This is a genomic window from Limnobacter sp. UBA3528, from assembly GCF_002377005.1.
Classification (GTDB): Bacteria; Pseudomonadota; Gammaproteobacteria; order Burkholderiales; family Burkholderiaceae_B; genus Limnobacter.
The window spans coordinates 20792-46729 of record NZ_DFOZ01000046.1 but is presented as its reverse complement, the minus strand read 5'-3'; the positions used below and the strand labels follow the sequence as shown (position 1 = coordinate 46729).

Sequence of the window (25938 nt, the reverse complement as noted above, 5' to 3'; positions counted from 1 at the left end):
TAGGCCTCTAGACGATGGGGACCTAAACCGTGTGCTTTGGTGGAGGTAAGCGGGATCGAACCGCTGACCTCTTGCATGCCATGCAAGCGCTCTCCCAGCTGAGCTATACCCCCGAAGCGAAGACCAAGATTATTATTTATTTTATTTAAGCTGTCAACAAGTTGTTGAACATTTCTAAACAAAACTTTTAATTCTTTTTGCCTTCTGCCTGCATTGCCTCAGCAATTTGAGCAGCCCGAATTATACACATATTTGTCGGGTACACTGCAAGTAGTTTTTTACAAAAATAGAAGCAAACAACAAATGAAATACTGCAGCACATGTGGCACTCCTCTTGAACTCCGGATTCCCGAAGGCGACAACCGACTACGCAGCTGCTGCCCGGGCTGCAACGCAATTCATTATGTGAATCCAAAGATTGTGGTGGGCAGCATTCCGACTTTTCAAGGCAAGGTATTACTGTGCAAGCGAGCAATCGAGCCGCGCTACGGGTACTGGACCCTGCCCGCAGGTTTCATGGAATTGAACGAGACCACGCACCAGGGCGCAGAACGTGAAACATGGGAAGAAGCTGGTGCCAAAGTTGAGCTTGGCCCGCTGTTCACCATGTTCGATGTCATTCGCGCCGAACAAGTTCATATCTTTTTTCGGGCTGAAATGGCCACGCCGACGTTTAGTGCAGGTGAAGAAAGCCTGGACGTGAAATTGTTCTCCGAAGAAGAGATTCCTTGGGATGAGTTGGCTTTCAAGACCGTGTCAAAAACATTGACTCTGTTTTTTGCAGACCGAAAAGCAGGTCGCTACACACTGCATACGGGCGACGTATTCGATCACACGGACTGGACTGATTCGCAATTCAAGGCCGGATGACAAAAACCACCATACCTTGGCTGGACTCTCCTAGCGAATTCCCCAGCACTACCCAAGCACTTGAGTACCCACCAGGGCTACTCGCAGCAAGCATGGAAATCAACGCGGACTGGCTCGAAACAAGTTATGCGCATGGCATATTCCCTTGGTACTCCCACGGCGAGCCAGTGCTTTGGTGGAGCACATCCCCACGCGCCGTGTTGTACACCGCCGAATTCAAGCTGCACCGATCGCTGGCCAAAGCGATACGAAAAATGCAAGCGACTCCCGGTAGCGCCATACATTTAAATACGGCCTTCGAGAAAGTGATGCGTGCTTGCGCAGCTCCCAGACCAGGCCAGGATGGCACCTGGATCACCGAGGAGGTGATCGCCGCGTACACAGCCCTTCACCAACGCGGGCTGGCCCACTCGGTTGAGCACTGGCAAGGTGATCAACTGATCGGAGGCCTCTATTGCGTAGCCTTGGGCAAAATGGTGTACGGTGAAAGCATGTTTGCCACACAAACCGATGCATCCAAAGTGGCCTTCGCTCATTTTGTGTATTGGCTAAAATCACAGAATGTGCACATAATTGATTGCCAGCAGGCCACCGGGCATTTGATGTCTATGGGTGCCCGCACGGTAAGCCGAAAGGTGTTTGAGACTGAAATGGCGAATTCCATTGTGCAGCCCACCTTGAATTGGGAACCTCGCGAACTTAAATGGACGTATGACCAGACCTAAGGAACTGCCCTTCTCCACGCTGCAGTTTTATTCGACTGCGCCCTACCCCTGTAGTTACCTGGACAATCGTTTGGCCAGGTCACAGGTGGCCACCCCCAGCCATTTAATCAATGCCGACGTGTACAGCGAACTGGTCCGCATGGGTTTTCGCCGCAGCGGCCTGTTCACCTACAAACCCCACTGCGACGGTTGTACCTCTTGCAAACCTTTGCGCCTGAAGGTGTCTCAGTTTCACACCAACCGCAGCCAGCGGCGCACGGTGAAGGCTTTTTCCAAGCTGAAACCCAGCGTACAGCGCCTGCACTTCAATTCAGAGCATTACGCGCTATACCTGAAATACCAGTCAGCCCGACACCATGGCGGCGGCATGGACGAAGACAGTCGCGAACAGTATTCTCAGTTCTTGCTGCAAACCCGGGTGAACTCGCGCTTGGTGGAGTTCCGAAACCCTGAAGGCAAATTGGTCATGGTTTCCATCATCGATATTCTCACCGACGGCCTATCCTCGGTGTATACCTTCTTCGATCCCGAAGAACGAAGTGGCCTGGGGGTTTACGGGGTGCTTTGGCAAATTGAACAATGCCGAGATCTGGAACTTCCCTACCTGTATTTGGGATACTGGATTAAGGAAAGCGAGAAAATGGCTTACAAGGCCCGCTTTTCTTCTGCAGAGGTTCTTCAGGACAATACGTGGCAACCATTGGCTGAACCGATCCGCTAATCGCGCAAGGTTTCCCCGTTACAATGCGGGGTATTCCATCCAAATTACCGGTACTTGAAAAACCGCCATGCTGCTGCCCTATTCGCTTGTTCGCCCTGCACTGTTTTCCCTTGACCCCGAGAAAGCACATCACATCACTTTCAGTAACCTGCAAATGCTGCGCAAGCTCGGTTTGCTCAAGCTATTCTCGCCCAAGGCAGTGGCGGATCCCGTGAAAGTGATGGGTATCGATTTCCCAAACAGGGTGGGTTTGGCTGCTGGGCTGGACAAAGATGCGGCTTATATCAGCGAACTCGGACTAATGGGTTTTGGTTTTCTTGAAGTTGGCACCGTAACGCCCAAGCCCCAACCCGGCAACCCTCAACCAAGGCTTTTTCGGCTGCCCAAAGCCAACGCACTGATTAATCGCATGGGTTTTAACAACGAGGGCGTAGACACGCTGATACGAAATGTGAAGGCCAGTAATTACCCGGGCATATTGGGCATCAACATCGGCAAAAACGCAGTAACACCGGTCGAGAATGCAGCCGATGATTACTTGGCTGCGCTCGAAGCGGTGTATCCCTACGCCACTTACATCACGGTCAACATTTCCTCACCGAACACCAAGAACCTTCGAGACCTGCAAGGCGGCGATAGCCTTGATATTTTATTGGGCTCTCTGAAAGAGAAACAAAAAGCACTGGCCGATGAACACGGTTTGTACAAACCCATGGCCCTGAAAATTGCCCCCGATCTGGATGACGATCAAATTGATGCGATTGCCCAACGCCTAACCCATTTTGGCTTTGACGGTGTGATTGCGACCAACACCACAATCGACAAAAGCAGCGTGGCTGGCCTTCCGCATTGCGAAGAGCAAGGCGGCCTGAGTGGCGAGCCTGTAATGGAAAAATCAACCCGTGTCATCAAGCGCTTGTATGCCGAACTGGGCGACGACATACCTATCATCGGTGTAGGGGGTATTTCCAGCGGAGAACATGCTGTCGAAAAAATTCGCGCAGGCGCAAAACTGGTGCAAATGTACACAGGCCTTATTTACAAAGGCCCGGAGCTAGTGACCGAATGTGCTGCGACCATTCGCGTGAATTGCAAACCACAGCTACGCAAGAAGTAAAAAAGCGGCTTGATTAAAGCCGCTTTCATTACAATCACCAGCGCCAATCAATTCATTTTTTTCGCTGCTGATACAAGCTTGAAAAAGTCTCACCGGTCGGTACCGGAAAGTCACGTTGATCGGTCCAGCCCTTTGCTCCGGGCAAACTATGAATACCCCCCTTGCGCTTGCCCCACCACGCCATGGCCTTGATACCGATGCGTGACAACATCCGATACAAGGCAGGCCGTTGAGCCACAAAAGCCCACACTTTGAATGCCGCCTTCTCTTGCCAGGGACGAAGCCCTCTCGAGAACTGTTGTTCCCGCAATTTTCGCAACAAATCGGGCAATGGAATTTTTACCGGACAAACCACGTGGCACTCGCCACACAGCGTGGCAGCCTGTGGCAGATCAAGCGCTTTTTCGATGCCGGTGTAACTGGGAGTGAGCACAGACCCCATAGGGCCAGGATATACCCACCCATAGGCATGGCCGCCAATTTTTTGGTATACCGGGCAATGGTTCATGCATGCACCGCATTTGATACAGCGAAGCATCTCCTCAAACTCACCGCCCAGCAATCCAGTGCGGCCACCATCCAGAATCACAAAATACATGTGCTCAGGGCCATCCAGATCACCCTCCCGCTTCGGGCCTGTTAGCAAGGACACATAGTTTGAAATGCTTTGCCCGGTTGCCGAACGCGGCAGCAAGCGAATCAGCGTAGCGAAGTCTTCCAGGGTAGGCACCACTTTCTCTACACCAGTGATGGCCACGTGCACACGGGGGTTGATGGTACACATACCCTCGTTTCCCTCATTGGTCACCAGGGCCACAGAACCGGTTTCAGCGATAATGAAGTTGCCACCGGTTACACCCATATCTGCGGCCAAAAACTGGGGGCGCAAAATTTCGCGAGCCTCACGGGTCATTTCGGCAATGTCGGTTTTGCGCGGCAAATGGTGATGCTTCTCAAACAGGTCAGCCACCTGTTCTTTGTCCTTGTGCACCACAGGCGCAATAATGTGGCTGGGTCGCTCGTTGTCGTTGATTTGAAGAATATATTCGCCAAGGTCGGTTTCACGCACTTTCACGTCTGCAGCTTCAAGTGCTTTGTTCAGCGCCATTTCTTCAGTCACCATCGACTTCGATTTGATCACTGATTTCACACTGTGCTTTTTGGCAATTTTCACGACCAGCTGAGCTGCCTCTTGAGGCGTACGTGCAAACAAAACCTTCGCACCAGTTTCAGCGGCTTTTTGCTCAAACAACTCAAGCCACACATCCAGATTCTTGATGCTTCGGTTGCGAATTTCAACCGCCGCAGAACGCGTTCCTTCGAAATCCTCCAACTCCAGAATGCTGGTGGCCCTGGCATTTACGAACTTGGACGAGAGACGCTTCAAATTCTCCTGCAGGCGCGGGTCGTTCAGTTTTTCACTGGCCTTTCTTTCAAAAAACATGCTTTGTACTTGCATGGTGCTACCGCCCTACTTTAGATTTGACCGGGCTTGCGACCCGTGAGCAACTCGGCCACATGCAACACCTGCGTGTTGTCACCCATGCGGCGCAAGCGACCTTCAATGTTCAACATACAACCCAAGTCACCCAGCACTACCGCCTGCGCACCGGTGGCTTGTACCTGCTCACATTTGTCCGTGCAAATGGCACTGGAAACCTCACCATACTTCAAGGCGAACGTGCCACCGAAACCGCAACACTGCCGACTGTCTTTCATCTCAAGAATCTCGACACCGCCCATTTTACCAATCAAGGTACGGGGTTGCTTTTGCACGCCCAACTCGCGCAGACCACTACAGGAATCGTGATAGGTGATCTGTTTAAGTTCACTGATGCCCAGCTTGACCTTGTCCACGCCCAGAACATTCACCAGAAAATCGGTAAGCTCGTAGGTGCGTGCGGCCAGTCGAGCTGCGCGCATCTTTAAGTCAGGATCATTCTTGAACACTTCGGTGTAATGAACTTTGGTCATACCAGCGCAGGAACCGGACGGCGCGACCACATAATCAAACTGCTCAAACTCGGCCAGCCATTTTTGAGCCAGTTTGTGCGTACTTTCGTGGTCTCCAGAATTCCAGGCTGGCTGGCCGCAGCAGGTTTGGGCCTGAGGTACAACCACTTCGCAACCGGCGGATTCCAGCAACTCAATGGTTGAAAAACCCACAGAGGGCCGCATGGAATCCACAAGGCAGGTAACAAACAAACCGACGCGCAAGGCATTTCCCCAAAATGTCTGAAAACTTGTCAAGTGTATGCAGCACGCCGCTTTCCAGCCAGTAGTGATAACCATAACGAGTGACGTATTTCACAATATGGTTTAAACTTCCCACTGGATGAAAAGGAACTACCCCGTATGAGCGAAGAGTCAATTGGACGCACCAGTATTCAGGTGATTGAACGAATGATGCAATTGTTGGACGCCTTGGCTGAACACCAAGACCCTGTTGCGTTAAAAGACTTGGCGCGCGACACCAAACTGCACCCCTCCACTGCCCACCGAATTTTGAATGACCTGGTGGCCTGCAGACTTGTTGACCGAACCGATCCGGGCCTGTATCGCTTGGGCATGCGTTTACTCGAGCTTGGCAACCTGGTGAAAGCCCGGTTGAATGTGCGCGATGCTGCTCTCGAGCTAATGCGCAAATTGCATCGCCTGACTGGCCAAACCGTCAACCTGTCGGTTCGACAAGGTGATGAGATTGTGTACGTGGACCGCGCTTACAGTGAACGCTCTGGCATGCAGGTGGTGCGTGCAATTGGAGGGCGAGCACCTTTGCACCTCACATCGACCGGCAAACTTTTTCTGGCCAATGAATCACCAGAGAATTTGAAGCTGTACGCCGAGAGAACTACCTTGCGCGGCACTACATTGAACAGCTTGACTACGCTTGAAAAACTGGAAAAGGAACTGCTGCTGGTCAGAACTGAAGGATTTGCGCGAGACAACGAAGAACTTGAAATGGGCGTTCGTTGTATGGCGGCCGGCATCTACGACGATTCATCGAAACTGATCGCTGGCTTATCCATTTCTGCGCCAGCTGATCGAATTCAGGAAGATTGGCTTCAAGAGCTTATTCATACAGCACAACGAATTAGCGCATCCCTGGGCTGGCAAGGACGGGTAACCCCTCCCAGCGGTCGATTCAGACTGTAATTTTATTTGGTTACGTACGTGGCTGCACTGGGCGCCACGGCCATCACATACTCCCGAATTCGTTCTGCATCTGCAAATCGAGCCTGAGAACCCAAAGCGTCCAGCAACACGATCACCAGGTTGCGATCGCCGACCTTGGCCTTCATTACGAGGCAACGCCCCGCTTCATTGATGAAGCCGGTCTTCTGGACCTGAATATCCCATTCCTTGTTTTTGATCAGACGATTGGTATTTCTGAAATTCAACTGCCCCTTGCCCGACTGTACAGAAAATTGTGGATCGGTTGAAAACTGACGAATCAAGGGAAAACGCTGTGCGTGCAGGACCATGCGCGCCAGATCGTTGGCACTCGATTTGTTTTCAACAGAAAGACCCGTGGTTTCAGCAAAGTTGGTATTGAACATACGCAGGGAGGCGGCGCGGCGATTCATTTCAGCCACGCACGCTGCCAAACCTCCTGGATAACTGCGCCCCAAAGCTGATGCAGCGCGATTTTCCGAGGCCATAAGTGCCAGGTGAATCAGTTCCCGGCGGGTAAATTCGCTACCAGGCTTCAATCGTGAACGCGTATTTTTGTAGTAATCAATGTCCTCTGTGGTGATGGTAATGACTTCATCAAGATTAAGTCCCGCTTCGAGCGTGACCACAACGGTCATGATTTTGGTAATTGACGCGATGGGAACGACCGCCGATGGATTTTTTGCATAGAGCACTTCAAGGGAGTCGGCGTCGGCCACCAAGGCTACTGAACTGTTCAGTGACAGGGGATCGTGGGCTTCTTTCAGGTTCGCACGCTCAGACTGACCAGGTGCAGCGTTTACAGCGGGGCTTAACACCATGGATAAAGCAAGAAATGTTGAGCCGAGTAATGCTTTGTAGATCATGGTGTGTTGTCTTTATTATTCGAACGAATGTTTTGTTGAATTCTACGCAGAATTGGGTTAACCGCCAAGGCCCCAGATCGAGTGATAACAGGGTTTTAAGTCATCTAATTCGAGCGATTTCTTAAATCTACCAGTTCAAGGTAGTTTTTATGGTCTCTTGATGGTACTTACCATAGTCTGCCAAGCGCTTGATTACCCCAAGTTGCAGGTCAGTTAAATGGTCAAGATCAGGAAAATATCCCCCGGCCATCACTGCAGCCACTGGAAGTTGGCGTTTATGGGCCCACTGCAATACCAATTGGTCGCGTAGCAAAACGCCTTGGTCGCTCAAGGATAATTTTCCAAGGCGATCCGCTTGGTGAACATCAAGCCCAGCCACATACAAAATCAAGTTCGGTGTAAACCTCTGGTTGATCTGGTACAACGCCCTTTCAAGATGTTCCAGGTATTCATCATCTCCAGTTCCATCCGGTAGTTCGATGTCCAAGTCACTTCGCTCTTTTTGGAAGGGATAATTTTTCTCACCGTGCATCGAGAAGGTAAACACACTGTCGTCGTTCTCTAAAATTTCAGCGGTTCCGTCGCCCTGATGCACATCCAGGTCAATCACCAACACGTTGCAACCACGGCTGTGATTGTTTGGCGTGATTTGATTTGTGTTGACCCGAGCAATCGAGTCGGTTTGATAAACGCGTGCAGCCACCGCCAAATCATTGAACACACAAAAACCGCCCCCCTTGTTTCGCTTGGCGTGATGTGTGCCCCCTGCCAGGTTGACCGAGGCGCCGTGTTGCAGCGCACTTCGAACAGCTGATACGGTGGCACCTACGGATCGACGGGAACGTTCCACCATTCGTTCTGACCATGGAAAACCGATATCGCGTTGTTCATCTCTGGAAACATTGCCAGTTTCTATTCGCTCAATATAGTGAGGGCAATGCGCCAAGGCCAATTGACCGAGCGTCGCCGCATACGGCACCGAAAGCTTTATAAAGCAATCACTTAAATCGACTTTATCCCGAAGAATCCGATACTTTTCCATGGGAAACCGATGACCTTGGGGCAAAGGAAGAACAAATTCATCGGTGTAAAAGGCTTCAATCATGATTAATACAACAGAACGAACTTGATTTATTGCGTTGCAACATTTTTGTTGACACGGGGATTTTTTTTGGTAGAATTCAATTTGTGCACCGCATCAAACGGTGTCGAAAAATAACCCTAGTGGTACGAAACCTGACGGAGCAAACTATGATGATGACCCCCGAACAATTTCTCGACGTTCAAAAAGCCAACCTTGAAAAGATCCTGGGTCTTAGCCAGCAATCGTTCAGCAACGTTGAAAAAGTAGTTGAACTGAATCTTAACGCTGTTAAAGCTTACATGGAAGACAGTGTTGAGGCCGTAAAAGCCTTGTCTTCTGCAAAAGACATTCAGGAATTCGTTGCGGTGTCCACATCTGTAACACAACCGTTGTCAGAAAAAGCTGTGTCCTACAGCAAAGACCTGTACTCCCTGTCCTCTGGCATCGCTTCTGAAGCGGCCAAGCTGGTTGAAGAACAAGTATCTGAGAACAACAAAAAATTCGTTGAGCTGTTCGAATCAGCCAGCAAGAATGCACCTGCCGGTTCAGAAAGTGCTGTTGCACTGATGAAATCAGCGATTACTGCAGCAAATACTGCTTACGACAGCGTAAGCAAGGCCACAAAACAAGCTGTTGAAATGGCGGAAGCCAATGTGGAAGCCGCAACCAAGGCAACCATCAAAGCCACCAACACAGCCACTACCAAGGCCCGCAAAGCAGCTTAAGCCTGTTTTGCCTGTAACGATGTCTCCTCGTTCCTCCTGGAACGAATTCTCAAAGCCTGCCCTTAACTGTGGCAGGCTTTTTTTTATCTTAAATACCTAAACCAGCAACTCGACTTTGCACTGCATGGTTTCAAGAATTTTCAGCAATTCGACAAAGGCCTGCGACACCACTTCTTTCTTGTCCGCCCCTCCCCGCGCTTTCACGCCCAATTCGATGTGCCGTGCCATTTTGTTGTCACCCACACTGGGCAAGCTGTATAGCCTGCAATCCGGGTACGCCGCTTCAAGCTGCTCCATGACCGGTGTGATACGCGCTTCGGGCGTGTTGAACAGCAACAGGGCTTTCTTGTATTCAAGCTCCTGATGATGAAACTGTGGATAAAGCGTATCCAGCACCCACTCGATCATGGGCCAGGCCATGACAGGAAAACCTGGCACAAAGTGGTGCTGCCCCACGGTAAAGCCGGCAATCCGATTGTAGGGGTTAGGTATCAGGCTTGCACCCGCCGGGAAATCGGCCATGCGCAGGCGAAACTCATCCAGGGGCTGTCCGCTCTCTTCACAACGCTGGCGAATCAAGTCCACAGCACCTTCATGGCGCACAATGGGCAAACCCAAAGCCTGGGCGGCCGCCTGACGGGTGTGATCATCTGGCGTGCCGCCAATGCCCCCGCAACTCAATACGATGTGATCACTGGCGAATGAACGCCTTAAGGTGTCCGTCAAAAACTCTCTGTCATCGCCCACCATTTGAACCCAGGACAAATGTAGGCCGCGCGCTGTTAAACGTTCTATAACCGCTGGGATGTGCTTGTCTTGCCGCAAGCCTGACAAAATTTCGTCGCCCACCACAATCAAGCCTATTTTGGGTACTGCCATTTTTTTGCTCTTTTCTGTTTAGTTGGATTCAATCACCGGCATGTCGATCGTTTTGTCGTTTCGTACCTGCACCAAAGAGCCCATGTAATGGCGGGTGAAGGCCAAAGCCGACATCACAGGCATGATCAGCAATATTGGAGGTATAAAGCTTAAAAAGGCACACACCAAACCAATCAGCCAGGCCGAGGTACTGTCGCGCTTTTTGATTTCTTTCATTTCCAGTTTGGTGGCGTGCCCGGCGAGAGAATCGAACCGCATCACGGCCATCAGCAAATAAGCGGTCAGCAAAATAGGCAACACGAATGCCATGCCGGGGATCAGCCACAGAGGCAATGTGACAACCCATGCAATCAGGAAGATCACAACCGCTTTCAAAGTGACCCAAAGGCTCATGACCATGCCGGAATCACCCTTTTTTTCGATGCCCTGGAATTCACGTTCTGTGAGGTAGTTGACCACGGGTGGCGTGACGTACAAACCTGCCAACAGCACTGCCGAGGTTGCAACAATGGGCCACAACAAGCCAAACACGGCCAATGGGACCAAAATGAACTTCAGCCAGCCCATGAATGCAGCATCTGTGGCCAAGGCCTCAGCAGAAAAATCAAAGCCCAAATACCCCAAGGCCCAGGTGGCTGCACTGACCAAGGGCTCAATTGACAACCAGATAATCACCAGCCAAAACACAGATGCAATCGCCACAGACACCAAAGTCAACATCAGCATTTTCGGGCGAAATGAATCAACCAGCGCGTTAAACAGAATGGACATTGCGTTGTTCATAAACCTTCCCTTTATTGTTGTCGCCTTGCCATGGTTTCCCATGCTTTTTGCAAACGCTTGACAGACACTGGCATTGGCGTACGAAGTTCTTGGGCAAACAGCGAGACCCGCAGTTCCTGGAGTTGCCAGGCAAACTGGCTCAGGCTTTCATCTTCCTGACCTTTCAATTGTGAACTGGCACGGACCCAGTGTAATTGAAGATCCATGACATCTTTCATCAACTGCTTGTCTCGATCAATTGAATTGCGCACTCGCTCAAGGCGAATTTGTGCAGCCTTCAAGTAGCGGGGGTAATGGGCCAGTTGCTCCCAAGGCTTTTTAAGCAAGAAGCCTTTCGGCAGCAACCAGTTCAACTGGTTTTGAATGTCGGCAACGCACTCGGGAAATGATTTTGACAATGCCTGAAGTTTTTTGCTGAGCGCACTGTATTCATTCAAGACAGTCAAAAGAACTTTTCCGATTTCCTGGGCAATCAGGTTCATCCGGCTTCGGGCTTCTTGCGCCTTGGTGTTGAACTCATCTTGCGTAGCGGGCAAGCCCGTAGCAAGCGCACTCCGCATCAAGGTTAGCTTGATCCATTGCTGCTGAAGTTCTTCCGATGAACCCAAAGGCATGTACAACATGGCCACTTTCTGAAAATCAATCAGATTCTTGGTCAGGTACTTTAAAGGCTCTTTCAGGGCAATGTTGAACAAGCGCAATACACCGTCAAGATGCACTTTGCGGGCAAGCGCTTCTTCATCGAATACTTCGACAATGCAATGGTCACCCATGTCTTTAAGGGCTGGGTAACCGAAAAACGTTTGGCCTCCACGCTTGATCTCGAGCATGTCGGGCAAGCTACCAAAGCTCCAGTCGGTGATCGGCTGATCGTTGAACGCACTGGAGCTGGCTGAATTGGATGGCTTTGTTGTAGAAGATTGTGAAGCGCCGCCAACAGTGGCCCCCACCTGGGCACGCACCTGCTCCACCACATCCGAGCTTTTAAAACTTTCTTGTGCTTTGCGGCCCCATTCAGCCCTCAAGGCCGACAAGCTGCGTTGCATATCAAGCTGACGCCCGTGCTCGTCCACCAATTTGAAGTTCATGAAATGGTGTGGCGGTAAGGTTTCGATCCGGAAGTCGCTCAAGAGTGGCCGGGCCGGCGTTTCACTGGCCACAAAATCGCGAAGGCGTTCCAGAAGCGGCTTTTCATACAGCGTTGAATCAAAATGCGCTTGGGCAAACTTTTCCGCAAATTGCGGTACTGGTACACAGTGACGGCGAAGCTTCTGCGGCAAACTTTTCAATAACAGAAGGGCTTTCTCTTTCAGCATTCCGGGCACTAGCCATTCTGTACGACCCACATTCACTTGATTCAGCAGCATCAGGGGAATAGTCAAGGTGACGCCATCGCGGGGGCTACCGGGTTCAAAGTGATAACTCAGGTCAAAGGCCAAGCCTCCCATTTCAAGCTTCTTGGGATAAAACTCGGTGGTAATGTCACCGGCCTTCTTGCTGAGCAGGTCTTGCTTGTTCAGGTACAGCGCAGCAAGGTCTTCTTTGCTGGCTTGTTTGGCCCAGTTTTCCAGGGTTTGCTGGTTGTACACTCCCGCTGGCAGTTTGTCATCGTAGAACTGGGCAATCAGCGCCTCATCTACCAAAATATCCTGGCGGCGAGCCTTGTGCTCCAGCTTTTCAAGGTCTTCAACCAGCTTGCGGTTGTGTACATAAAAAGGCACATTCGTTTTTACTTGCCCCGGCACCAAGCCTTCATGAATCATCAACCTGCGCGCATCGGCCTGGTTGAACCTGGCCAGGCTCACACGGCGCTGAGAGTAAATCGGCAAACCATAAATGGTGCCTGTTTCCAGGGCGACCGCTTGGCCAGATCCCTTCTCCCAATGCGGATTGTTGTGGTTGCGTTTGACAAGGTGTGCACCCACCTTCTCGATCCAGTCCGGTTGAATTTTGGCCACACTGCGGGCATACAACCTGGTGGTTTCAACCAGTTCAGCAGCCATGATCCACTTGCCGCCTTTCTTGAACAGGTTCGATCCCGGGTGAACTGAAAACTTAATGCTTCGTGCCCCCAGGTAAACCGGATCCGTTTCGTGCTTCAAACCGATGTTGCCCAACAAACCAGCCATCAAGGCCATGTGAATTTGATCGTATTCCGCCGCCTTGGTATTCAAAACCCACTTTTGATCTTTCACCATGGCGGTAAGCTGCTGGTGAACTTCGCCCCACTCGCGCAGGCGGTTGGCAGACAAATATTTGCGTTGTAACGTGTTCTTAATTTCTCTATTCGTTAAATTTTGTTCTTTTAAATTAGAGTAATACTTCCACAACTTCAGAAACGACATGAAATCGGACTCTGTGTCGTCGAACTGCTGCTGAGCGTTGTCTGCAGCTTCTTGCGCGTCAATTGGGCGATCACGCGGATCCTGAATCGATAAGGCCGCAGCCAACACCAGCAATTCATTCAGGCAGCCCCGCTGACTGGCTTCAAACAGCATTCGGGCAATTCTGGGGTCCAGTGGCAACTTGGCCAGCGCACGGCCTATTTTGGTCAATTGCCCGGCATCGTCCAAGGCATTCAACTCGCTGAGCAGTTGATAACCGTCGGCGATTGCGCGCCCCATTGGGCGTTGAAGGAAAGGAAAATCCTCTACCTCAGTTAAATGCAGGCTTTTCATCCGCAAAATGACAGACGCCAACGAAGAACGAAGGATCTCAGGATCGGTGTAATCGGTGCGACCCGCAAAATCTGCTTCTGCATACAAGCGAATACAAACACCATTGGCCACTCGACCACAACGCCCCGCCCGCTGATTGGCCGACGCCTTTGAAATTCGCTCTACCTGCAACATTTCAACTTTGTTGCGGTAGCTGTAGCGTTTCACGCGAGCCACGCCTGAATCAATTACATAGCGAATGCCGGGAACAGTTAGGGAAGTTTCCGCGACGTTGGTGGACAACACAATCCGCCGCCGGCCACTGGGCTTGAAAATGCGCTCTTGCTCTTGCGCTGTCAATCGTGCAAACAGGGGCAAAACTTCCAGCGTTTGCCGCATGTTCTTGCCCAGAAAATTTGCCATGTCGCGAATTTCACGTTCACCAGGCAGGAACATCAATATGTCGCCCTGTCCCTCACGGCAAAGTTCTTCCACAGCATCGAGTGTGGCTGCCTGAAAAGCATCTTCATCCACTTCATCGGCCGGGTTAACCGGTGCATTTTTTCGGCGACTGGTGTCGAAATCGTTGGGGTCTTTGTAACGAACTTCGACCGGATAAAGGCGACCAGACACTTCGATCACCGGAGCGGGCTTGCCCTGGGCATTTTCAAAATGTTTGGAGAAACGCTCGGCGTCGATGGTGGCGGAAGTCACAATCAACTTCAAATCGGGCCGCTTGGTGAGCACCTCTTTGAGATAACCCAACAAAAAATCAATATTCAGGCTACGCTCGTGCGCTTCGTCAATAATGATAGTGTCGTACTTCTTGAACAGCGGATCGGTCTGGCTTTCAGCCAGCAAAATACCGTCGGTGACCAATTTCACTGCGGTGTTGGCATTGGATTGATCTTGAAACCGGATTTTAAAACCCACCCATTGCCCAAGTTCGGAATTCAATTCCTGCGCAATCCGCTTGGCCGTGGCGGTCGCTGCCAGGCGACGGGGCTGCGTATGAACAATGCTTTGGCCTTTCAGCCCTCGCCCCAGTTCCAGGCACATTTTCGGCAACTGCGTGGTTTTACCGGAACCAGTTTCGCCGCACACAATGACCACCTGGTTCGAGGCAATCAGCGCCTTGATTTCTTCACGACGCTGGGAAACCGGCAGCTCTTCGGGGTATCGAATCTCGGGTAGGGACTGGAGGGTTTGTTCTTTTGACAACACAAATGACCAATATTGGGTTCAAATTCCGATCAAATCGGGGAAATACAGTACGAAGGCTGGACTACGCACAATCGGAAATTATAATCAATCGAACGAGCGGCCGCGGCTGCCCACAGTGTATTCCCTTTTTTCAGGACAGCCCCAAAGCCAATGAGTAACGCCCCCAGCAACGACGACCTTTCCATGAACAGCCAAACCTTTGTTCAATGGCTGCGAACTGTTGCGCCTTACATTCATGCCTTTCGAGGTAAAACTTTCGTGGTGGCTGTTGATGGTGAGTTGGCCCATCAAGGCTATCTGAATTCATTGGCTCAGGATTTGTCGCTGTTGCACGCCATGGGCATGCGCATTGTCTTGGTGTGTGGCTCTCGCCCACAGGTTGAAGAACAACTGGCCTTGCGCAATATTCAACCTGCCTTTCACAAGGGCTGGCGAATTACCGACAAAGGTGCACTTGAATGCGCGAAAGAAGCCGCTGGTGAATTGCGGCTGGACATCGAGGCTGCATTTTCACAGGGTTTGCCCAACACACCCATGGCGCATTCATCCATGCGCGTTATTTCGGGCAACTTCATCACAGCTCGCCCCATGGGCATTCTGGATGGCGTGGATTTACAGCACACCGGTCTGGTTCGAAAAATTGATGTCACCGCCATTCAGATGAGCTTGAACAGCAGTGCAATTGTGTTGCTGTCGACCATCGGCTTCTCGCCCACGGGTGAGGCATTCAACCTGAGCATGGAAGACGTTGCAACCAGCACTGCGCGAGCGATCAAGGCCGACAAGCTGATTTTCGTCAGCCAGATCGAAGGCATATTTGACAAAAGCGGCAAGCTACTGGAAGAACTTGAGCTGGATCGGGCGCGTGAAATCATGCTTCAGCATGACCTGCCAGAACTAACCAAAGACTATCTTGAATGCTGCATTCTGGCAGTGCAAGGTGGCGTGGGACGCGCGCACATTGTGCCGCTGAACCTGGATGGCGGTGTGATGCTGGAATTGTTCTCGCACGACGGCGTAGGCACCATGGTTTCAGAAGAAAACCTGGAAAGTTTGCGCCAGGCGACACTGGATGATTCGGGCGGTATCAAAACCCTGATTGAACCCCTCGAAATGGCTGGCGTTTTGGTGCGCCGAGGTCGTGACCGGATTGAACGCGACATCGACCACTTTATTGTGCTGGAACACGATGGTATTTTGTGGGGCTGTGCTGCCATGTACCCTTACCACGCGGAGGGTTTGGCTGAACTGGCTTGCCTCGTGGTGCATCCCTCTTGGCAAGGCACGGGTGATGGCGAGCGTTTGCTCAAGAAAATTGAACACGATGCACGCAAACAAGGCTTGAAACAGTTGTTTGTGCTGACCACGCAAACGTCGCATTTCTTCTTGAAACGTGGTTTTGTGGTGGGCGACATTGACAAACTCCCCATTGAGCGCAAGCGCCTGTACGACTGGAATAGAAAGTCGCAAATCATGATTAAAACGTTGTGATCAAGCGAACAAGGCGTGCAACATGAGTACCTTCAAACACAAGCCACCGGCACACGGTCCAAGCACTGAAATCATTCACTCCAAGCCGGTCAGTCACGATGGCTTCGCTGCATTGCCTGTGCCCGTATACCGGGGTTCCAGCACGTTTTTTGAAAACACCGCAGCACAACGCGCAACCGTCAACCCTATCGGGCTGGACTACAGCTATGGCTTGCACGGCAACCCCACGCAGTACACGCTTGCCAAGAAACTGGCCGAAATAGAAGGCGCCACACATGCGCTGGTGTGCCCTTCCGGGCTGACCGGCATTGCACTGGTGGCCCAAGCCTGCCTGAAAAGCGGTGACCACTGGCTGATTCCTGAAAATGTATACGGCCCGGTACAAGCTCTGGCCAGAAACCTGTATATAGACTATGGCGTCGAGTTTTCCGAGTACGACCCCTGCAACACAGCCAGTGTGGCGGCAGGCTTGCGCACCAACACCACCCTGGTATGGACAGAAGCGCCTGGCTCGCTGACCTTCGAAGTGCCCGATTTGCAAGCCATTGTTGCACTGGCGAAAGCCCATGGAGCACGAACAGGTATCGACAACACATGGGCCGCTGGAATTGCCTACAAACCTTTCGAACACGGTTTCGACTTCAGTGTGCAGGCCTTGACCAAATACCAGTGTGGCCACGCCGATGTATTGATGGGTGCCGTGTTGAGTAACAACACGAAAGCTTTTGCAGATTTGGAAAGGAAAAACCGGATATTGGGCCTTGGCGTTTCACCTGCCGATTGCGACCTGGTGTTGCGGGGGCTACTCACCCTGCACCTACGTTACAGGCAACAGGCCAAAAACGGTTTGCAGGTGGCCACTGCCTTAAAGGCACACCCGGCAGTTGCGAGGGTGCTTCACCCTGAGTTTCCGGAGTGCCCAGGCCATACGTTCTACAAACGAGATTTCAATGGATTTGCCAGTATTTTCTCGGTGGTATTGAAATCGGAGTACACCGATGAACAAGCCTGCGCCATCATCGACCGGCTCCGATTATTCAAGATTGCCTATTCATGGGGTGGACCAGAAAGTTTGGGCTTGGTGGTGAACATACCCGACAGCCGCCGACGCCACTTGACAGACTCTATGGGAACTTGTGGGCCGATTCTTCGACTGGCGATTGGCCTTGAAGAACCGGCTGATTTGATTGCCGATTTGATGCAAGCACTTGGTGGTGAAAACCGAGAGTAACTGAAGTTCGATGAACGACGCGCTGCGGCCAGCAACGCGCCCTTGAAAACTTTTATACCTTCACACAATCCACAAAGTAACTCACATTGCCCTGCTCGTCTTCAATCTCGACCAAGCCGTGAATATCGGTTTCAAAGCCAGGGAACTGCTTGTTGAAATCGCGTGCAAAGCGAAGGTAATCCACGATCGTGGCGTTGAAAATTTCGCCTGGAATTAGCAATGGAATGCCCGGTGGATAAGGTGTCAGCAAGGCTGAGGTAATTCGACCTTCTAACTCATCAATTGCCACGCGCTCAATTTCTCGGTGCGCCACTTTGGCATAAGCATCGGCTGGCACCATTGCAGGTTGCATGTCGCTCAAATACATTTCTGTGGTCAAACGCGCCACATCTTTCTTGCGATACATGTCGTGAATGGTGTTGCACAAGTCACGCAGCCCCACACGCTCATAGCGTGGGTGTGCCTGGCAAAACTCGGGGATTACGCGCCACAAAGGCTGATTTTTGTCGTAGTCGTCTTTGAACTGCTGAAGCGCAGTCACCAAGGTGTTCCAGCGGCCCTTGGTAATGCCGATAGTGAACATGATGAAGAACGAATACAAACCTGTTTTTTCAACAATTACACCGTGCTCTGCCAGGTATTTGGTCACAATTGAAGCCGGAATGCCGGCATCAGAAAACTGACCATTCACATCCAGACCGGGGTTAACAATCGTCGCCTTGATCGGGTCGAGCATGTTAAAGCCATTGGCCATCTTACCAAAGCCGTGCCAAGTGTCCGTGGTATGGATCAACCAGTCGTCCCGTGGGCTCATGCCCTCTTCGCTCAGCACATCGGGGCCCCAAACCTTGAACCACCAGTCGTCGCCAAACTCTTCAGAAACCTTGCGCATGGCGCGGCGGAAGTCGAGTGCTTCCATGATGCTTTCCTCAACCAGGGCGGTACCGCCTGGGGGTTCCATCATGGCTGCAGCCACATCGCAACTCGCAATAATCGCGTACTGCGGGCTGGTGGAGGTGTGCATCAAATAGGCTTCGTTGAAAATATGGCGATCAAGTTTGCGGTTCTCACTTTCCTGCACCAAAATTTGAGACGCCTGCGACAAACCTGCCAGCATTTTGTGGGTAGATTGCGTGGCAAACACCAAAGAATCTTTGGTGCGCGGGCGATCGCGGCCAATCGCATGCATGTCTTTGTACATGGGATGGAAGCTTGCATGCGGCAGCCAGGCTTCATCGAAGTGCAAAGTATCGATTTCAGAACCCAACACTTCCTTGATCATTTCCACGTTGTACAAAACACCATCGTAGGTGCTTTGCGTGATCGTCAAAATGCGGGGCTTCTTGTTCTTGGCCTTGCTGGCAAACGGGTGATTCGCAATTTTCTTGGCGATGCTTTCTGGCTTGAATTCATCGAGCGGAATCGGGCCAATAATACCCAAGTGATTGCGCGTAGGTGTCAAAAACACGGGGATCGCACCGGTCATGGTGATTGAATGCAAAATTGACTTGTGGCAATTGCGGTCCACCACCACGATGTCGCCTGGGGCCACGTTGGCATGCCACACCATTTTGTTGGAGGTCGAGGTGCCATTGGTCACAAAGAAACAATGGTCTGCATTAAAAATACGCGCCGCGTTGCGCTCGGAGGCCGCAACCGGGCCTGTGTGGTCGAGCAACTGACCCAACTCGTCCACAGCATTGCACACATCAGCACGCAACATATTCTCACCAAAAAACTGGTGAAACATTTGCCCAACCGGACTTTTCAGAAACGCCACGCCGCCTGAGTGGCCTGGGCAATGCCAAGAGTAAGAACCGTCTTGCGCGTAATGTACCAAGGCGCGGAAAAACGGGGGGGCCAGTGAGTCCAGGTAACTTTTCGCTTCACGAATAATATGCCGGGCAACAAATTCAGGGGTGTCTTCGAACATGTGAATAAAGCCGTGCAATTCCTTCAAAATGGCATTGGGAATATGACGGGATGTCCGGGTTTCACCGTACAGGTAAATTGGAATGTCTGCGTTTTTGAAGCGAATTTCCTGTACAAAGTTGTTCAAATTCTGTAGCGCATCTTCAATTTCCTTCTTGCTGCCCAAGCCGAATTCCTCATCGTCAATGGACAAAATAAAGGCACTGGCGCGGCTTTGCTGCTGTGCGAACTGGGAAAGATCGTGATAACTCGTGACTCCCAATACCTCTACGCCCTCTTTCTCGATAGCGTCTGCCAAGGCGCGAATGCCGAGACCAGATGCGTTCTCGGAGCGGAAATCTTCGTCAATAATGACAATGGGAAAACGAAATTTCATTGATCTTCCTGTGATCGGGGTTCAACACAAAACAAGGCTGCATTATCCACTACGCAGCCCCCTGTTCCAAGCCCTATTGTCACGCATTTATCCCTCCATGTAGTGACTTCACAGAAATGTCATCTTGCACGGGTTCAATAGGCGACTTTCCTGCTCACTTGGCCCCCATGCAGATCGGCTCCACCTCAGCCCTTAACCGCCACTTCATGCAGCCTCTAGCGCCATGCCAACCGGCCCGCGGCTTGACCAAAAGGCTGGACAACTACATGAATAACTACGACATGGGCTTTGAACGCATTGCCAAGCTGCGTGCCAAGGTTTTGGGCGGCACCGGTGATGCGCATATGTATGACCGCGCTTTGGTGGTTCCTGAGCAATATCGAAGTCGAGGGCTTCGAGCGTTAATTCACCTGGCCAAACACACCGAAGAAATGGCGGAGGGTATCGCCGACATATCTGGTTTGGCCGAACGTTTGACGAGAAATCTGATTTCGTCAGGCGAAAAATCAGACATGGCTCTGGTGATTGCCTCGGCTGTTGGGAGGGTAATCTCGGGTCAACTGAATTTGGGAGGTATGGCAGTTCACAAAGTGGTCGGTGCTGCACTTTATGGCATTTCATCAATTTTGAGTCTTGTGGCCTTGGGTTTGATCAAATCAGGCCACGCGGCGCGACGAACCCAGAATGAAGTATCTCTTGCACGAACACGCTCAAATTTTGATTCGAGCGCCTACCTGATCGTGGCCAGGAAACTACTGGCAGGCAAAGAGAGGCTTCTTACCAAGGTACTGGACAAAGCAGGTGAGCCCGGAAGTCGACGCAACGATACTATTTGCCGCTGGGTTAAACACATGTCCAGGCACCAAAGCTCGGTGCCACAACATTTGGTGTCGAAACGGCAAGGGAACTGCAACTATATTTGGCAAAACCTTCACCAGTATGGCCCGGTTACACGGTCGCTGATGCATATGGCGTACGGCACATTTCAGGGCATCAACAAATTGCTCGTGTCTTATGACAAGCACATTGGAACCGCCATCGGCAATTATTTGTTAAATAAAAAGCTGGGTAATGTGCTGGGCTGTCGCCTGGGGATGACTGCTTCTGTCGGCGCGGCGGCTGCAATTTCAGTGCCCATGTCGCCGTTTCTGATCGGGATTTCTACCGTAGGTGCCATGGCCTGTGGTGCTGCCTTGCTGGCCTTGATATTGGCCAAGTTGAATGTTCAGCTAACTCATGACTGGAAAGGGAACATTCAACCACCCTTAAAAAATCAGGTTTTTGGCAAAGTCACGCCAACTTGCCCTTGATACTTGCCACCACGATCCCGATACGACGTTTCACATACCTCGTCGCTCTCAAAGAAAAGTACCTGGGCACAGCCTTCACCCGCATAAATTTTGGCTGGCAATGGCGTGGTATTCGAAAACTCTAGCGTTACATAACCTTCCCACTCAGGCTCAAACGGAGTGACGTTGACAATGATGCCACATCGCGCATAGGTACTTTTTCCAAGGCAAATGGTGAGCACATTGCGGGGAATGCGGAAGTATTCAACGGTGCGAGCCAAGGCAAAAGAGTTCGGCGGGATAATGCAAACATCGCCTTTGAAATCCACAAAACTTTTCTCATCGAAGTTTTTGGGGTCAACAATGGTGCTGTTGATGTTGGTGAAAATTTTGAACTCGTTTGCGCAACGGATATCGTAGCCATAGCTGGACGTGCCATACGACACGATTCTTTTGTCGCCTGCGTAACGAACCTGGCCGGGTTCAAAGGGTTCGATCATCCCCGTGCTCTCAGCCATTCTGCGAATCCACTTGTCCGATTTAATGCTCATGCTCACTTTACTTTAATGAAGTTCAATACGCGAAATGTTACATGAGACAAGTGATTACTGATTCATCCCATCGAGAATCTCGGTTAATTCCTGCATCACTGAATTGGCCAGAGCGTCAAAAAACACCTGAATCAAGTTTGCCATTTGTGCACCAGTTACCCCTTGGAGGGGTAATTGCATCAGGAACTCAAGGTTCTCCGTTTCCATGTTGATGCCCACCTGATACTGAAAATCAAGCACATGGACCATAGCATGTGCTTCGGCCAAAAAATGCAGGCATATTTCAGCCGAGCTAGGCTCATTCATGTTGTACAGAGGAAATGCCATTACCACCCATCTCGCGTTCTGTGACTCACCCGCGCGAAATGACAGTTCGAACTGCTCTTTCTTGGCCATGATCATACCCAAGCCATCGAACCAACGCATACCCGCCAGACCAATAGCCTCGTGCAACAGGCTTGCCTCTGCTGCCGAGAAACCCGATTCCATACGCGTGGTCGAAGGCGCCTTGGGAGAGGCCCCCGCAGGAGAGCGAGGTGTGTGATTTTTATTCATGAATTAAAGCGACTCAATCAACTGAACATGTATTGAGTAGACGAGATGCGAAGAAGGTTCCGCGCCGGTTTGCTTCACACCAGCAGATTATGGCGGGAGACTTCTTGCGAAATGGCCGTCAGCATGCCACCAGATTCTGCGAGATGACCGGTGTTGGGTAATTCAATCAAAGTCGAACGCAACACAATTTCAGACAAGAGTCTTGAACCTCCAGGCGGGCATACCCGGTCGTTCAGGCCCTGAATGATTGACAAAGGCCATTCCGCCTGAGTGATGTTAGACAGAAGGGAATTCAGATCCTGAGGACACAAAAAACAATCGTGTCTTAGAAAATGAGCTTGCAAGCGGTATTTGCGCACCAACGCAAGCTCTTGAACATCGCTTAAAAACGGTCTTTTGCTGTCAACCCCCCCTGCTTTTCCCGTCAGCAAGGCAGTTTCCAGTTTGCTCCAGGCGAGCGCTAACTCAAGCAAATGTTCGGGTGTCGCCACCTCGAAGCATTCACAAACAAAGTTAGTCCGGGCACCCGGCCCGAAGTGTTCTGCAAAATAATCTGGAGCAATACGCTCGAGAGACTCAAAAAATGCATCGACGCGTGGACGCATAGGCAAAAAGGGGGCACGCAAGACGACGCTGGCCACTTGCTCTGGGCGATAAGCTGCAATGGCCAAGGCCAAAGTACCACCCCAAGAACCACCCAAAATATGAAACTTAGGGATGTTCAGTCGATCAGCGACTTCTAGCGCATCGTCAACGAATCTCTGCAGGTCGATCACGCTGAGATCCAGGTCTTCACTCAAGCCACTGTTACGTTGATCAAAACCGAACCAAGGCAAACCAGCATATCGGATTGGTGCCACATGAGAGGCGCCCAGGCTTCCACCAGGCCCCCCGTGAAGTACCAACCAAGGAAGTTGTCGTACGCTGTCAGCAAGTGGTTGTGCCAAACCCTGCTCAGCCCACACGGCGAGATTTCCGCCGGAATCCAGAATGTGCTGCGGAGCCGACCATACGCCAGTCAACCCCGCTTTTGGCGCGGGGCTGGCTATTTTGTGAAAGGTCAGTTCGTCTTTAGGCACATCAAGCCCCCAAGGCGCCTTGGAAACAACAGTTTAGGTGTTTTGCACCACAATTGACGGAAACTTCAAGGACATGTCTTTGGATTGCTCCGCAATGCGAATTGCCACTTTGCGCGCAATTTCCTTGTAGGTTTTCGCCAAATCGCCGTCCGGATCAGCCACCACCGTCGGTTTACCAGAATCGGCCTGCATGCGAATCCGCATGTCCAATGGCAAACCGCCCAAATAATGGATATTGTAGTCTTTGGCCATTTTCTGGCCACCACCATCACCAAAAATATGTTCTTTGTGACCGCAGTTGGTGCACACGTGAATGGCCATGTTTTCAACCAAACCCAGAATGGGCACACCCACCTTTTCGAACATTTTCAGCCCTTTACGGGCGTCAAGCAGAGCGATGTCTTGCGGCGTAGTCACGATGACTGCGCCAGTCACTGGTACCTTCTGCGACAGTGTCAGCTGGATATCACCAGTACCGGGTGGCATGTCCACAATCAGATAATCGAGGTCTTTCCAATTTGTTTGCTTCAACAATTGTTCAAGCGCGCTGGTCACCATCGGGCCGCGCCACACCATAGGAGTGTCTTCATCGATCAGGAAACCGATCGACATGGCCTGAACGCCGTGCCCTTCCATGGGATCGATAATTTGCCCGTCGTCAGATTGGGGACGTCCGGTAATTCCCAACATCGTGGGTTGTGACGGACCATAAATATCGGCATCCAGCATACCCACACGAGCACCCTCAGCGACCAACGCCAAAGCGAGGTTCACTGCGGTAGTACTTTTACCCACACCACCCTTGCCAGAGGCCACGGCAATAATGTTCTTCACGTTGGGCATCGGCTTCAAGCCGCGCTGCACTGCATGCGTTTGAATCTTGATGGTTGCGTTTACGCTGACGTTTTCAACGCCGGGAACCTGCGCGCGCACGGCAGCAATGGCCGCTTTGCGCAAACCGTCCAACTGGCTTTTGCCCGGGTAACTTAGTTCCAATTCAAAACTGACATCGCCGCCGTCTACTTGAATGTTCTTGATCAGTTTGGCGCTGATGAAGTCTTTGTTCAAATTGGGGTCAATGACACTACGCAATGCCTCGCGTACGGTGTCGGTACTCACTGACATACACACTCTCCTCGAATCTTGTCTGGTATGGTCTTTCTCTGTATAGGCGTGAGTCTAGCCTGTTTTTCACACAGCAGGCTTACACCCCATGGAAAGCCTTGCGTTCTAATGATTGTCGTTTACCCTAAAGCTATTAAATTTTACGCTGCAATCGTCAATTTCTATGACTTGAGGGTCACTCCAACTTTTTCCAGACACAACTTGATAGGATTGCGGCACAAAAATTCAAATGTTGCTGGAGATCTTGAAATGAAAACTTATGTATGTATCGTGTGTGGCTTGATCTATGACGAAGCTGCGGGAATGCCCTCTGAAGGCATACCAGCGGGTACCCTTTGGGCTGATGTGCCTGCAGACTGGCTTTGCCCAGACTGTGGTGTGGCCAAAAGCGACTTCGAAATGGTCGAGGTGTAAGCATTACCGGGCACTACCATTTGGCGTAATGGTCCTCGCACCAACCCGTCAAACCATTCAATGAGTAAGTGGCACCTGTCTCTTCCAATGTGACGGTGCCCCTGAACTCACCAAAACACTGGTTAAACCGACTGGCCAACACCAACAGGTTTCTGTGATCATCAATGCTGCCTTTGGGTGTGAATTGCAAGTCGACAGCGCCACACTGCGAATACACACGCCAAGGCGCGTGAACATTGTCCCGGTCATAGTCAAAAAGTACCAGTGGCAAATTGTGCAACTGACCGTTTACCCAAAGCACATTCTCGTGGGCACTCGTTTCATTCACTCCACGCGCCACGTTTAATGAAAGCAAGGGCTGCCCAAGTTCAGTACGGCCGCTGGCACATGCCCAATTCCAGAAGGTTTCCCGCCGCAAAAACCCAGCAGTCCAATCATGGTAGCAACCGTCTTTCTCTGGATTGATCAGGTAATCAACACCGTTCAAATGCACATGGCCGGTAACCGCCCCGCCACTGCTTTTCTGTGCATAGGCGAAACCTGTGTTGGCGACAGGCGTATTCAGAGCGAGGGTTTCAGATTCGCGACAATCAATGGATACCTGGCCGTGAAATGAATCACCAAACCTGAAGTTCAGCAAACGTGATGTTTCCGTGCGCACCGCCAGCACTTGATGGTTTTTTTTGAATGGATGTGTCCAGGTACTTTGGCCAATCGGCTTGTAGTCGCTGTAAAAACCGAAATCCAATGGCAAATCAAATTGAATTCGATGCAAACCCTGTGCGGTGTGCAGGTAGGCGAAAGTTGAATTTAGCAGCCCTAAGCGAACCATGCCGCAGCCAAAAGTAAACCCTTCGCCAAGTACGCCATAGAAATCAAAGTGCTTGAACAGAAAACGACGTTGCCAGGCCATGCGTTTTGCACCCATGGCATTGCGTGCGTCATAGTGCTGCCAATTAATACGACTGGGCAAGGAAGACAATCGTCCCCAAGACGGCACGCCATTGGCGTTGATCAGATCCATAAACAAAATCGGGCAAGTTAGACTTGCCCGATTTTGTCACGTTTTG

23 protein-coding genes and 1 tRNA gene are annotated in these 25938 nt (G+C 51.2%); 10 read left to right on the top strand and 14 right to left on the bottom strand.

The genetic code is table 11. The annotated features are described in order from the left end of the window. Window positions 1–37: 37 nt before the first annotated feature. A tRNA-Ala gene (locus tag B4N58_RS13105) sits at window positions 38–113 on the bottom strand. Between the two features lie 190 nt (window positions 114–303). On the opposite strand from B4N58_RS13105, the gene B4N58_RS13100 reads away from it, so the two are divergent. From B4N58_RS13100 to B4N58_RS13085, 4 genes are all read left to right on the top strand, one after another. Beyond that, window positions 304–870 (top strand): NUDIX hydrolase, encoded by a 567-nt coding sequence (locus tag B4N58_RS13100; RefSeq protein WP_291750135.1) that lies wholly within the window; start codon window positions 304–306, stop codon window positions 868–870. Beyond that, window positions 867–1595 carry a leucyl/phenylalanyl-tRNA--protein transferase gene (gene aat / locus B4N58_RS13095; RefSeq protein ID WP_008253260.1) on the top strand — a complete coding sequence of 243 codons (729 nt, stop codon included), beginning with the start codon at window positions 867–869 and terminating at the stop codon, window positions 1593–1595. Before B4N58_RS13100 ends, aat begins: the two co-directional genes overlap by 4 nt. After that, on the top strand, window positions 1582–2316 hold the full coding sequence (locus B4N58_RS13090; RefSeq protein WP_008253262.1) for an arginyltransferase: 735 nt from the start codon (window positions 1582–1584) through the stop codon (window positions 2314–2316). The genes aat and B4N58_RS13090 overlap by 14 nt, the downstream gene beginning before the upstream one ends. A gap of 67 nt (window positions 2317–2383) precedes the next feature. Then, complete coding sequence (locus tag B4N58_RS13085) at window positions 2384–3433, top strand: quinone-dependent dihydroorotate dehydrogenase (protein ID WP_291750132.1); 1050 nt, start codon at window positions 2384–2386, stop codon at window positions 3431–3433. 52 nt (window positions 3434–3485) lie between these two features. Here B4N58_RS13085 and B4N58_RS13080 read toward each other — a convergent pair whose 3' ends face one another. Beyond that, entirely contained in the window at window positions 3486–4892 is a 1407-nt protein-coding gene (locus tag B4N58_RS13080) for a LutB/LldF family L-lactate oxidation iron-sulfur protein (protein ID WP_008253266.1), read from the bottom strand. Between the two features lie 17 nt (window positions 4893–4909). Next, window positions 4910–5650 (bottom strand): (Fe-S)-binding protein, encoded by a 741-nt coding sequence (locus B4N58_RS13075; protein WP_040513805.1) that lies wholly within the window; start codon window positions 5648–5650, stop codon window positions 4910–4912. Window positions 5651–5788: 138 nt separating this feature from the next. On the opposite strand from B4N58_RS13075, the gene B4N58_RS13070 reads away from it, so the two are divergent. Next, a complete protein-coding gene (locus B4N58_RS13070) occupies window positions 5789–6589 on the top strand; it encodes an IclR family transcriptional regulator (RefSeq protein WP_008253276.1) in 801 nt (266 codons plus the stop codon). A gap of 2 nt (window positions 6590–6591) precedes the next feature. Here B4N58_RS13070 and B4N58_RS13065 read toward each other — a convergent pair whose 3' ends face one another. Both B4N58_RS13065 and B4N58_RS13060 read right to left on the bottom strand, forming a co-directional pair. Then, window positions 6592–7473: a serine hydrolase gene (locus tag B4N58_RS13065; protein ID WP_291750128.1), complete on the bottom strand. Its 882-nt coding sequence runs from the start codon at window positions 7471–7473 to the stop codon at window positions 6592–6594. Between the two features lie 127 nt (window positions 7474–7600). After that, complete coding sequence (locus B4N58_RS13060) at window positions 7601–8578, bottom strand: histone deacetylase family protein (RefSeq protein ID WP_291750125.1); 978 nt, start codon at window positions 8576–8578, stop codon at window positions 7601–7603. Window positions 8579–8727: 149 nt separating this feature from the next. Here B4N58_RS13060 and B4N58_RS13055 point away from each other — a divergent pair, with 149 nt between their 5' ends. After that, a complete protein-coding gene (locus tag B4N58_RS13055) occupies window positions 8728–9282 on the top strand; it encodes a phasin family protein (protein ID WP_138518222.1) in 555 nt (184 codons plus the stop codon). Between the two features lie 96 nt (window positions 9283–9378). On the opposite strand, the gene B4N58_RS13050 is transcribed toward B4N58_RS13055, so the two are convergent. The 3 genes from B4N58_RS13050 to hrpA are packed head-to-tail and all read right to left on the bottom strand — an operon-like array spanning window position 9379 to window position 14825. Beyond that, window positions 9379–10161 (bottom strand): competence/damage-inducible protein A, encoded by a 783-nt coding sequence (locus tag B4N58_RS13050; protein ID WP_008250804.1) that lies wholly within the window; start codon window positions 10159–10161, stop codon window positions 9379–9381. A gap of 18 nt (window positions 10162–10179) precedes the next feature. Then, window positions 10180–10944, bottom strand: coding sequence for an EI24 domain-containing protein (locus B4N58_RS13045; protein WP_291750119.1), 765 nt, complete (start codon window positions 10942–10944; stop codon window positions 10180–10182). 11 nt (window positions 10945–10955) lie between these two features. Beyond that, on the bottom strand, window positions 10956–14825 hold the full coding sequence (gene hrpA, locus B4N58_RS13040; protein ID WP_291750116.1) for an ATP-dependent RNA helicase HrpA: 3870 nt from the start codon (window positions 14823–14825) through the stop codon (window positions 10956–10958). Between the two features lie 150 nt (window positions 14826–14975). Between hrpA and argA the strand changes: the two genes are divergently transcribed. Next, entirely contained in the window at window positions 14976–16316 is a 1341-nt protein-coding gene (gene argA, locus B4N58_RS13035) for an amino-acid N-acetyltransferase (RefSeq protein WP_291750114.1), read from the top strand. Between the two features lie 22 nt (window positions 16317–16338). Further along, the gene (locus B4N58_RS13030; RefSeq protein ID WP_291750112.1) at window positions 16339–17547 is read left to right on the top strand and encodes a PLP-dependent transferase; all 1209 of its coding nucleotides are present in this window, start codon (window positions 16339–16341) and stop codon (window positions 17545–17547) included. Between the two features lie 52 nt (window positions 17548–17599). On the opposite strand, the gene B4N58_RS13025 is transcribed toward B4N58_RS13030, so the two are convergent. Beyond that, a complete protein-coding gene (locus tag B4N58_RS13025; RefSeq protein ID WP_008250818.1) occupies window positions 17600–19855 on the bottom strand; it encodes an arginine/lysine/ornithine decarboxylase in 2256 nt (751 codons plus the stop codon). Window positions 19856–20121: 266 nt separating this feature from the next. Here B4N58_RS13025 and B4N58_RS13020 point away from each other — a divergent pair, with 266 nt between their 5' ends. Further along, entirely contained in the window at window positions 20122–21165 is a 1044-nt protein-coding gene (locus B4N58_RS13020; protein WP_291750109.1) for a hypothetical protein, read from the top strand. Here B4N58_RS13020 and dcd read toward each other — a convergent pair. The 4 genes from dcd to apbC form a co-directional block, all read right to left on the bottom strand. Next, on the bottom strand, window positions 21129–21695 hold the full coding sequence (gene dcd, locus B4N58_RS13015; protein ID WP_008250820.1) for a dCTP deaminase: 567 nt from the start codon (window positions 21693–21695) through the stop codon (window positions 21129–21131). The genes B4N58_RS13020 and dcd overlap by 37 nt on opposite strands. A 54-nt stretch (window positions 21696–21749) precedes the next feature. Then, window positions 21750–22250 carry a hypothetical protein gene (locus B4N58_RS13010; protein ID WP_156799652.1) on the bottom strand — a complete coding sequence of 167 codons (501 nt, stop codon included), beginning with the start codon at window positions 22248–22250 and terminating at the stop codon, window positions 21750–21752. A gap of 74 nt (window positions 22251–22324) precedes the next feature. Further along, window positions 22325–23215 (bottom strand): alpha/beta fold hydrolase, encoded by an 891-nt coding sequence (locus tag B4N58_RS13005; protein ID WP_291750137.1) that lies wholly within the window; start codon window positions 23213–23215, stop codon window positions 22325–22327. Between the two features lie 147 nt (window positions 23216–23362). Continuing rightward, complete coding sequence (gene apbC, locus B4N58_RS13000) at window positions 23363–24454, bottom strand: iron-sulfur cluster carrier protein ApbC (RefSeq protein WP_008250824.1); 1092 nt, start codon at window positions 24452–24454, stop codon at window positions 23363–23365. Window positions 24455–24703: 249 nt separating this feature from the next. Here apbC and B4N58_RS12995 point away from each other — a divergent pair, with 249 nt between their 5' ends. Next, window positions 24704–24868, top strand: a complete 165-nt coding sequence (locus B4N58_RS12995; protein ID WP_040513190.1) for a rubredoxin — start codon at window positions 24704–24706, stop codon at window positions 24866–24868. Window positions 24869–24881: 13 nt separating this feature from the next. Here the strand turns inward: B4N58_RS12995 and B4N58_RS12990 are convergent, their stop codons facing one another. After that, complete coding sequence (locus tag B4N58_RS12990; protein ID WP_291750104.1) at window positions 24882–25892, bottom strand: DUF2804 domain-containing protein; 1011 nt, start codon at window positions 25890–25892, stop codon at window positions 24882–24884. Window positions 25893–25938: the final 46 nt, after the last annotated feature.

Coding starts and splice junctions, on each gene's coding strand:
- apbC (WP_008250824.1), bottom strand. CDS start 24,454: ATGTCAGTGAGTACCGACACCGTACGCGAGGCATTGCGTAGTGTCATT.
- B4N58_RS13030 (WP_291750112.1), top strand. CDS start 16,339: ATGAGTACCTTCAAACACAAGCCACCGGCACACGGTCCAAGCACTGAA.
- B4N58_RS13025 (WP_008250818.1), bottom strand. CDS start 19,855: ATGAAATTTCGTTTTCCCATTGTCATTATTGACGAAGATTTCCGCTCC.
- B4N58_RS13090 (WP_008253262.1), top strand. CDS start 1,582: ATGACCAGACCTAAGGAACTGCCCTTCTCCACGCTGCAGTTTTATTCG.
- aat (WP_008253260.1), top strand. CDS start 867: ATGACAAAAACCACCATACCTTGGCTGGACTCTCCTAGCGAATTCCCC.
- B4N58_RS13080 (WP_008253266.1), bottom strand. CDS start 4,892: ATGCAAGTACAAAGCATGTTTTTTGAAAGAAAGGCCAGTGAAAAACTG.
- argA (WP_291750114.1), top strand. CDS start 14,976: ATGAGTAACGCCCCCAGCAACGACGACCTTTCCATGAACAGCCAAACC.
- B4N58_RS13055 (WP_138518222.1), top strand. CDS start 8,728: ATGATGACCCCCGAACAATTTCTCGACGTTCAAAAAGCCAACCTTGAA.
- B4N58_RS13045 (WP_291750119.1), bottom strand. CDS start 10,944: ATGAACAACGCAATGTCCATTCTGTTTAACGCGCTGGTTGATTCATTT.
- B4N58_RS12990 (WP_291750104.1), bottom strand. CDS start 25,892: ATGGATCTGATCAACGCCAATGGCGTGCCGTCTTGGGGACGATTGTCT.
- B4N58_RS12995 (WP_040513190.1), top strand. CDS start 24,704: ATGAAAACTTATGTATGTATCGTGTGTGGCTTGATCTATGACGAAGCT.
- B4N58_RS13060 (WP_291750125.1), bottom strand. CDS start 8,578: ATGATTGAAGCCTTTTACACCGATGAATTTGTTCTTCCTTTGCCCCAA.
- B4N58_RS13100 (WP_291750135.1), top strand. CDS start 304: ATGAAATACTGCAGCACATGTGGCACTCCTCTTGAACTCCGGATTCCC.
- dcd (WP_008250820.1), bottom strand. CDS start 21,695: ATGAGCATTAAATCGGACAAGTGGATTCGCAGAATGGCTGAGAGCACG.
- B4N58_RS13070 (WP_008253276.1), top strand. CDS start 5,789: ATGAGCGAAGAGTCAATTGGACGCACCAGTATTCAGGTGATTGAACGA.
- B4N58_RS13085 (WP_291750132.1), top strand. CDS start 2,384: ATGCTGCTGCCCTATTCGCTTGTTCGCCCTGCACTGTTTTCCCTTGAC.
- B4N58_RS13065 (WP_291750128.1), bottom strand. CDS start 7,473: ATGATCTACAAAGCATTACTCGGCTCAACATTTCTTGCTTTATCCATG.
- B4N58_RS13050 (WP_008250804.1), bottom strand. CDS start 10,161: ATGGCAGTACCCAAAATAGGCTTGATTGTGGTGGGCGACGAAATTTTG.
- B4N58_RS13010 (WP_156799652.1), bottom strand. CDS start 22,250: ATGAATAAAAATCACACACCTCGCTCTCCTGCGGGGGCCTCTCCCAAG.
- B4N58_RS13020 (WP_291750109.1), top strand. CDS start 20,122: ATGAATAACTACGACATGGGCTTTGAACGCATTGCCAAGCTGCGTGCC.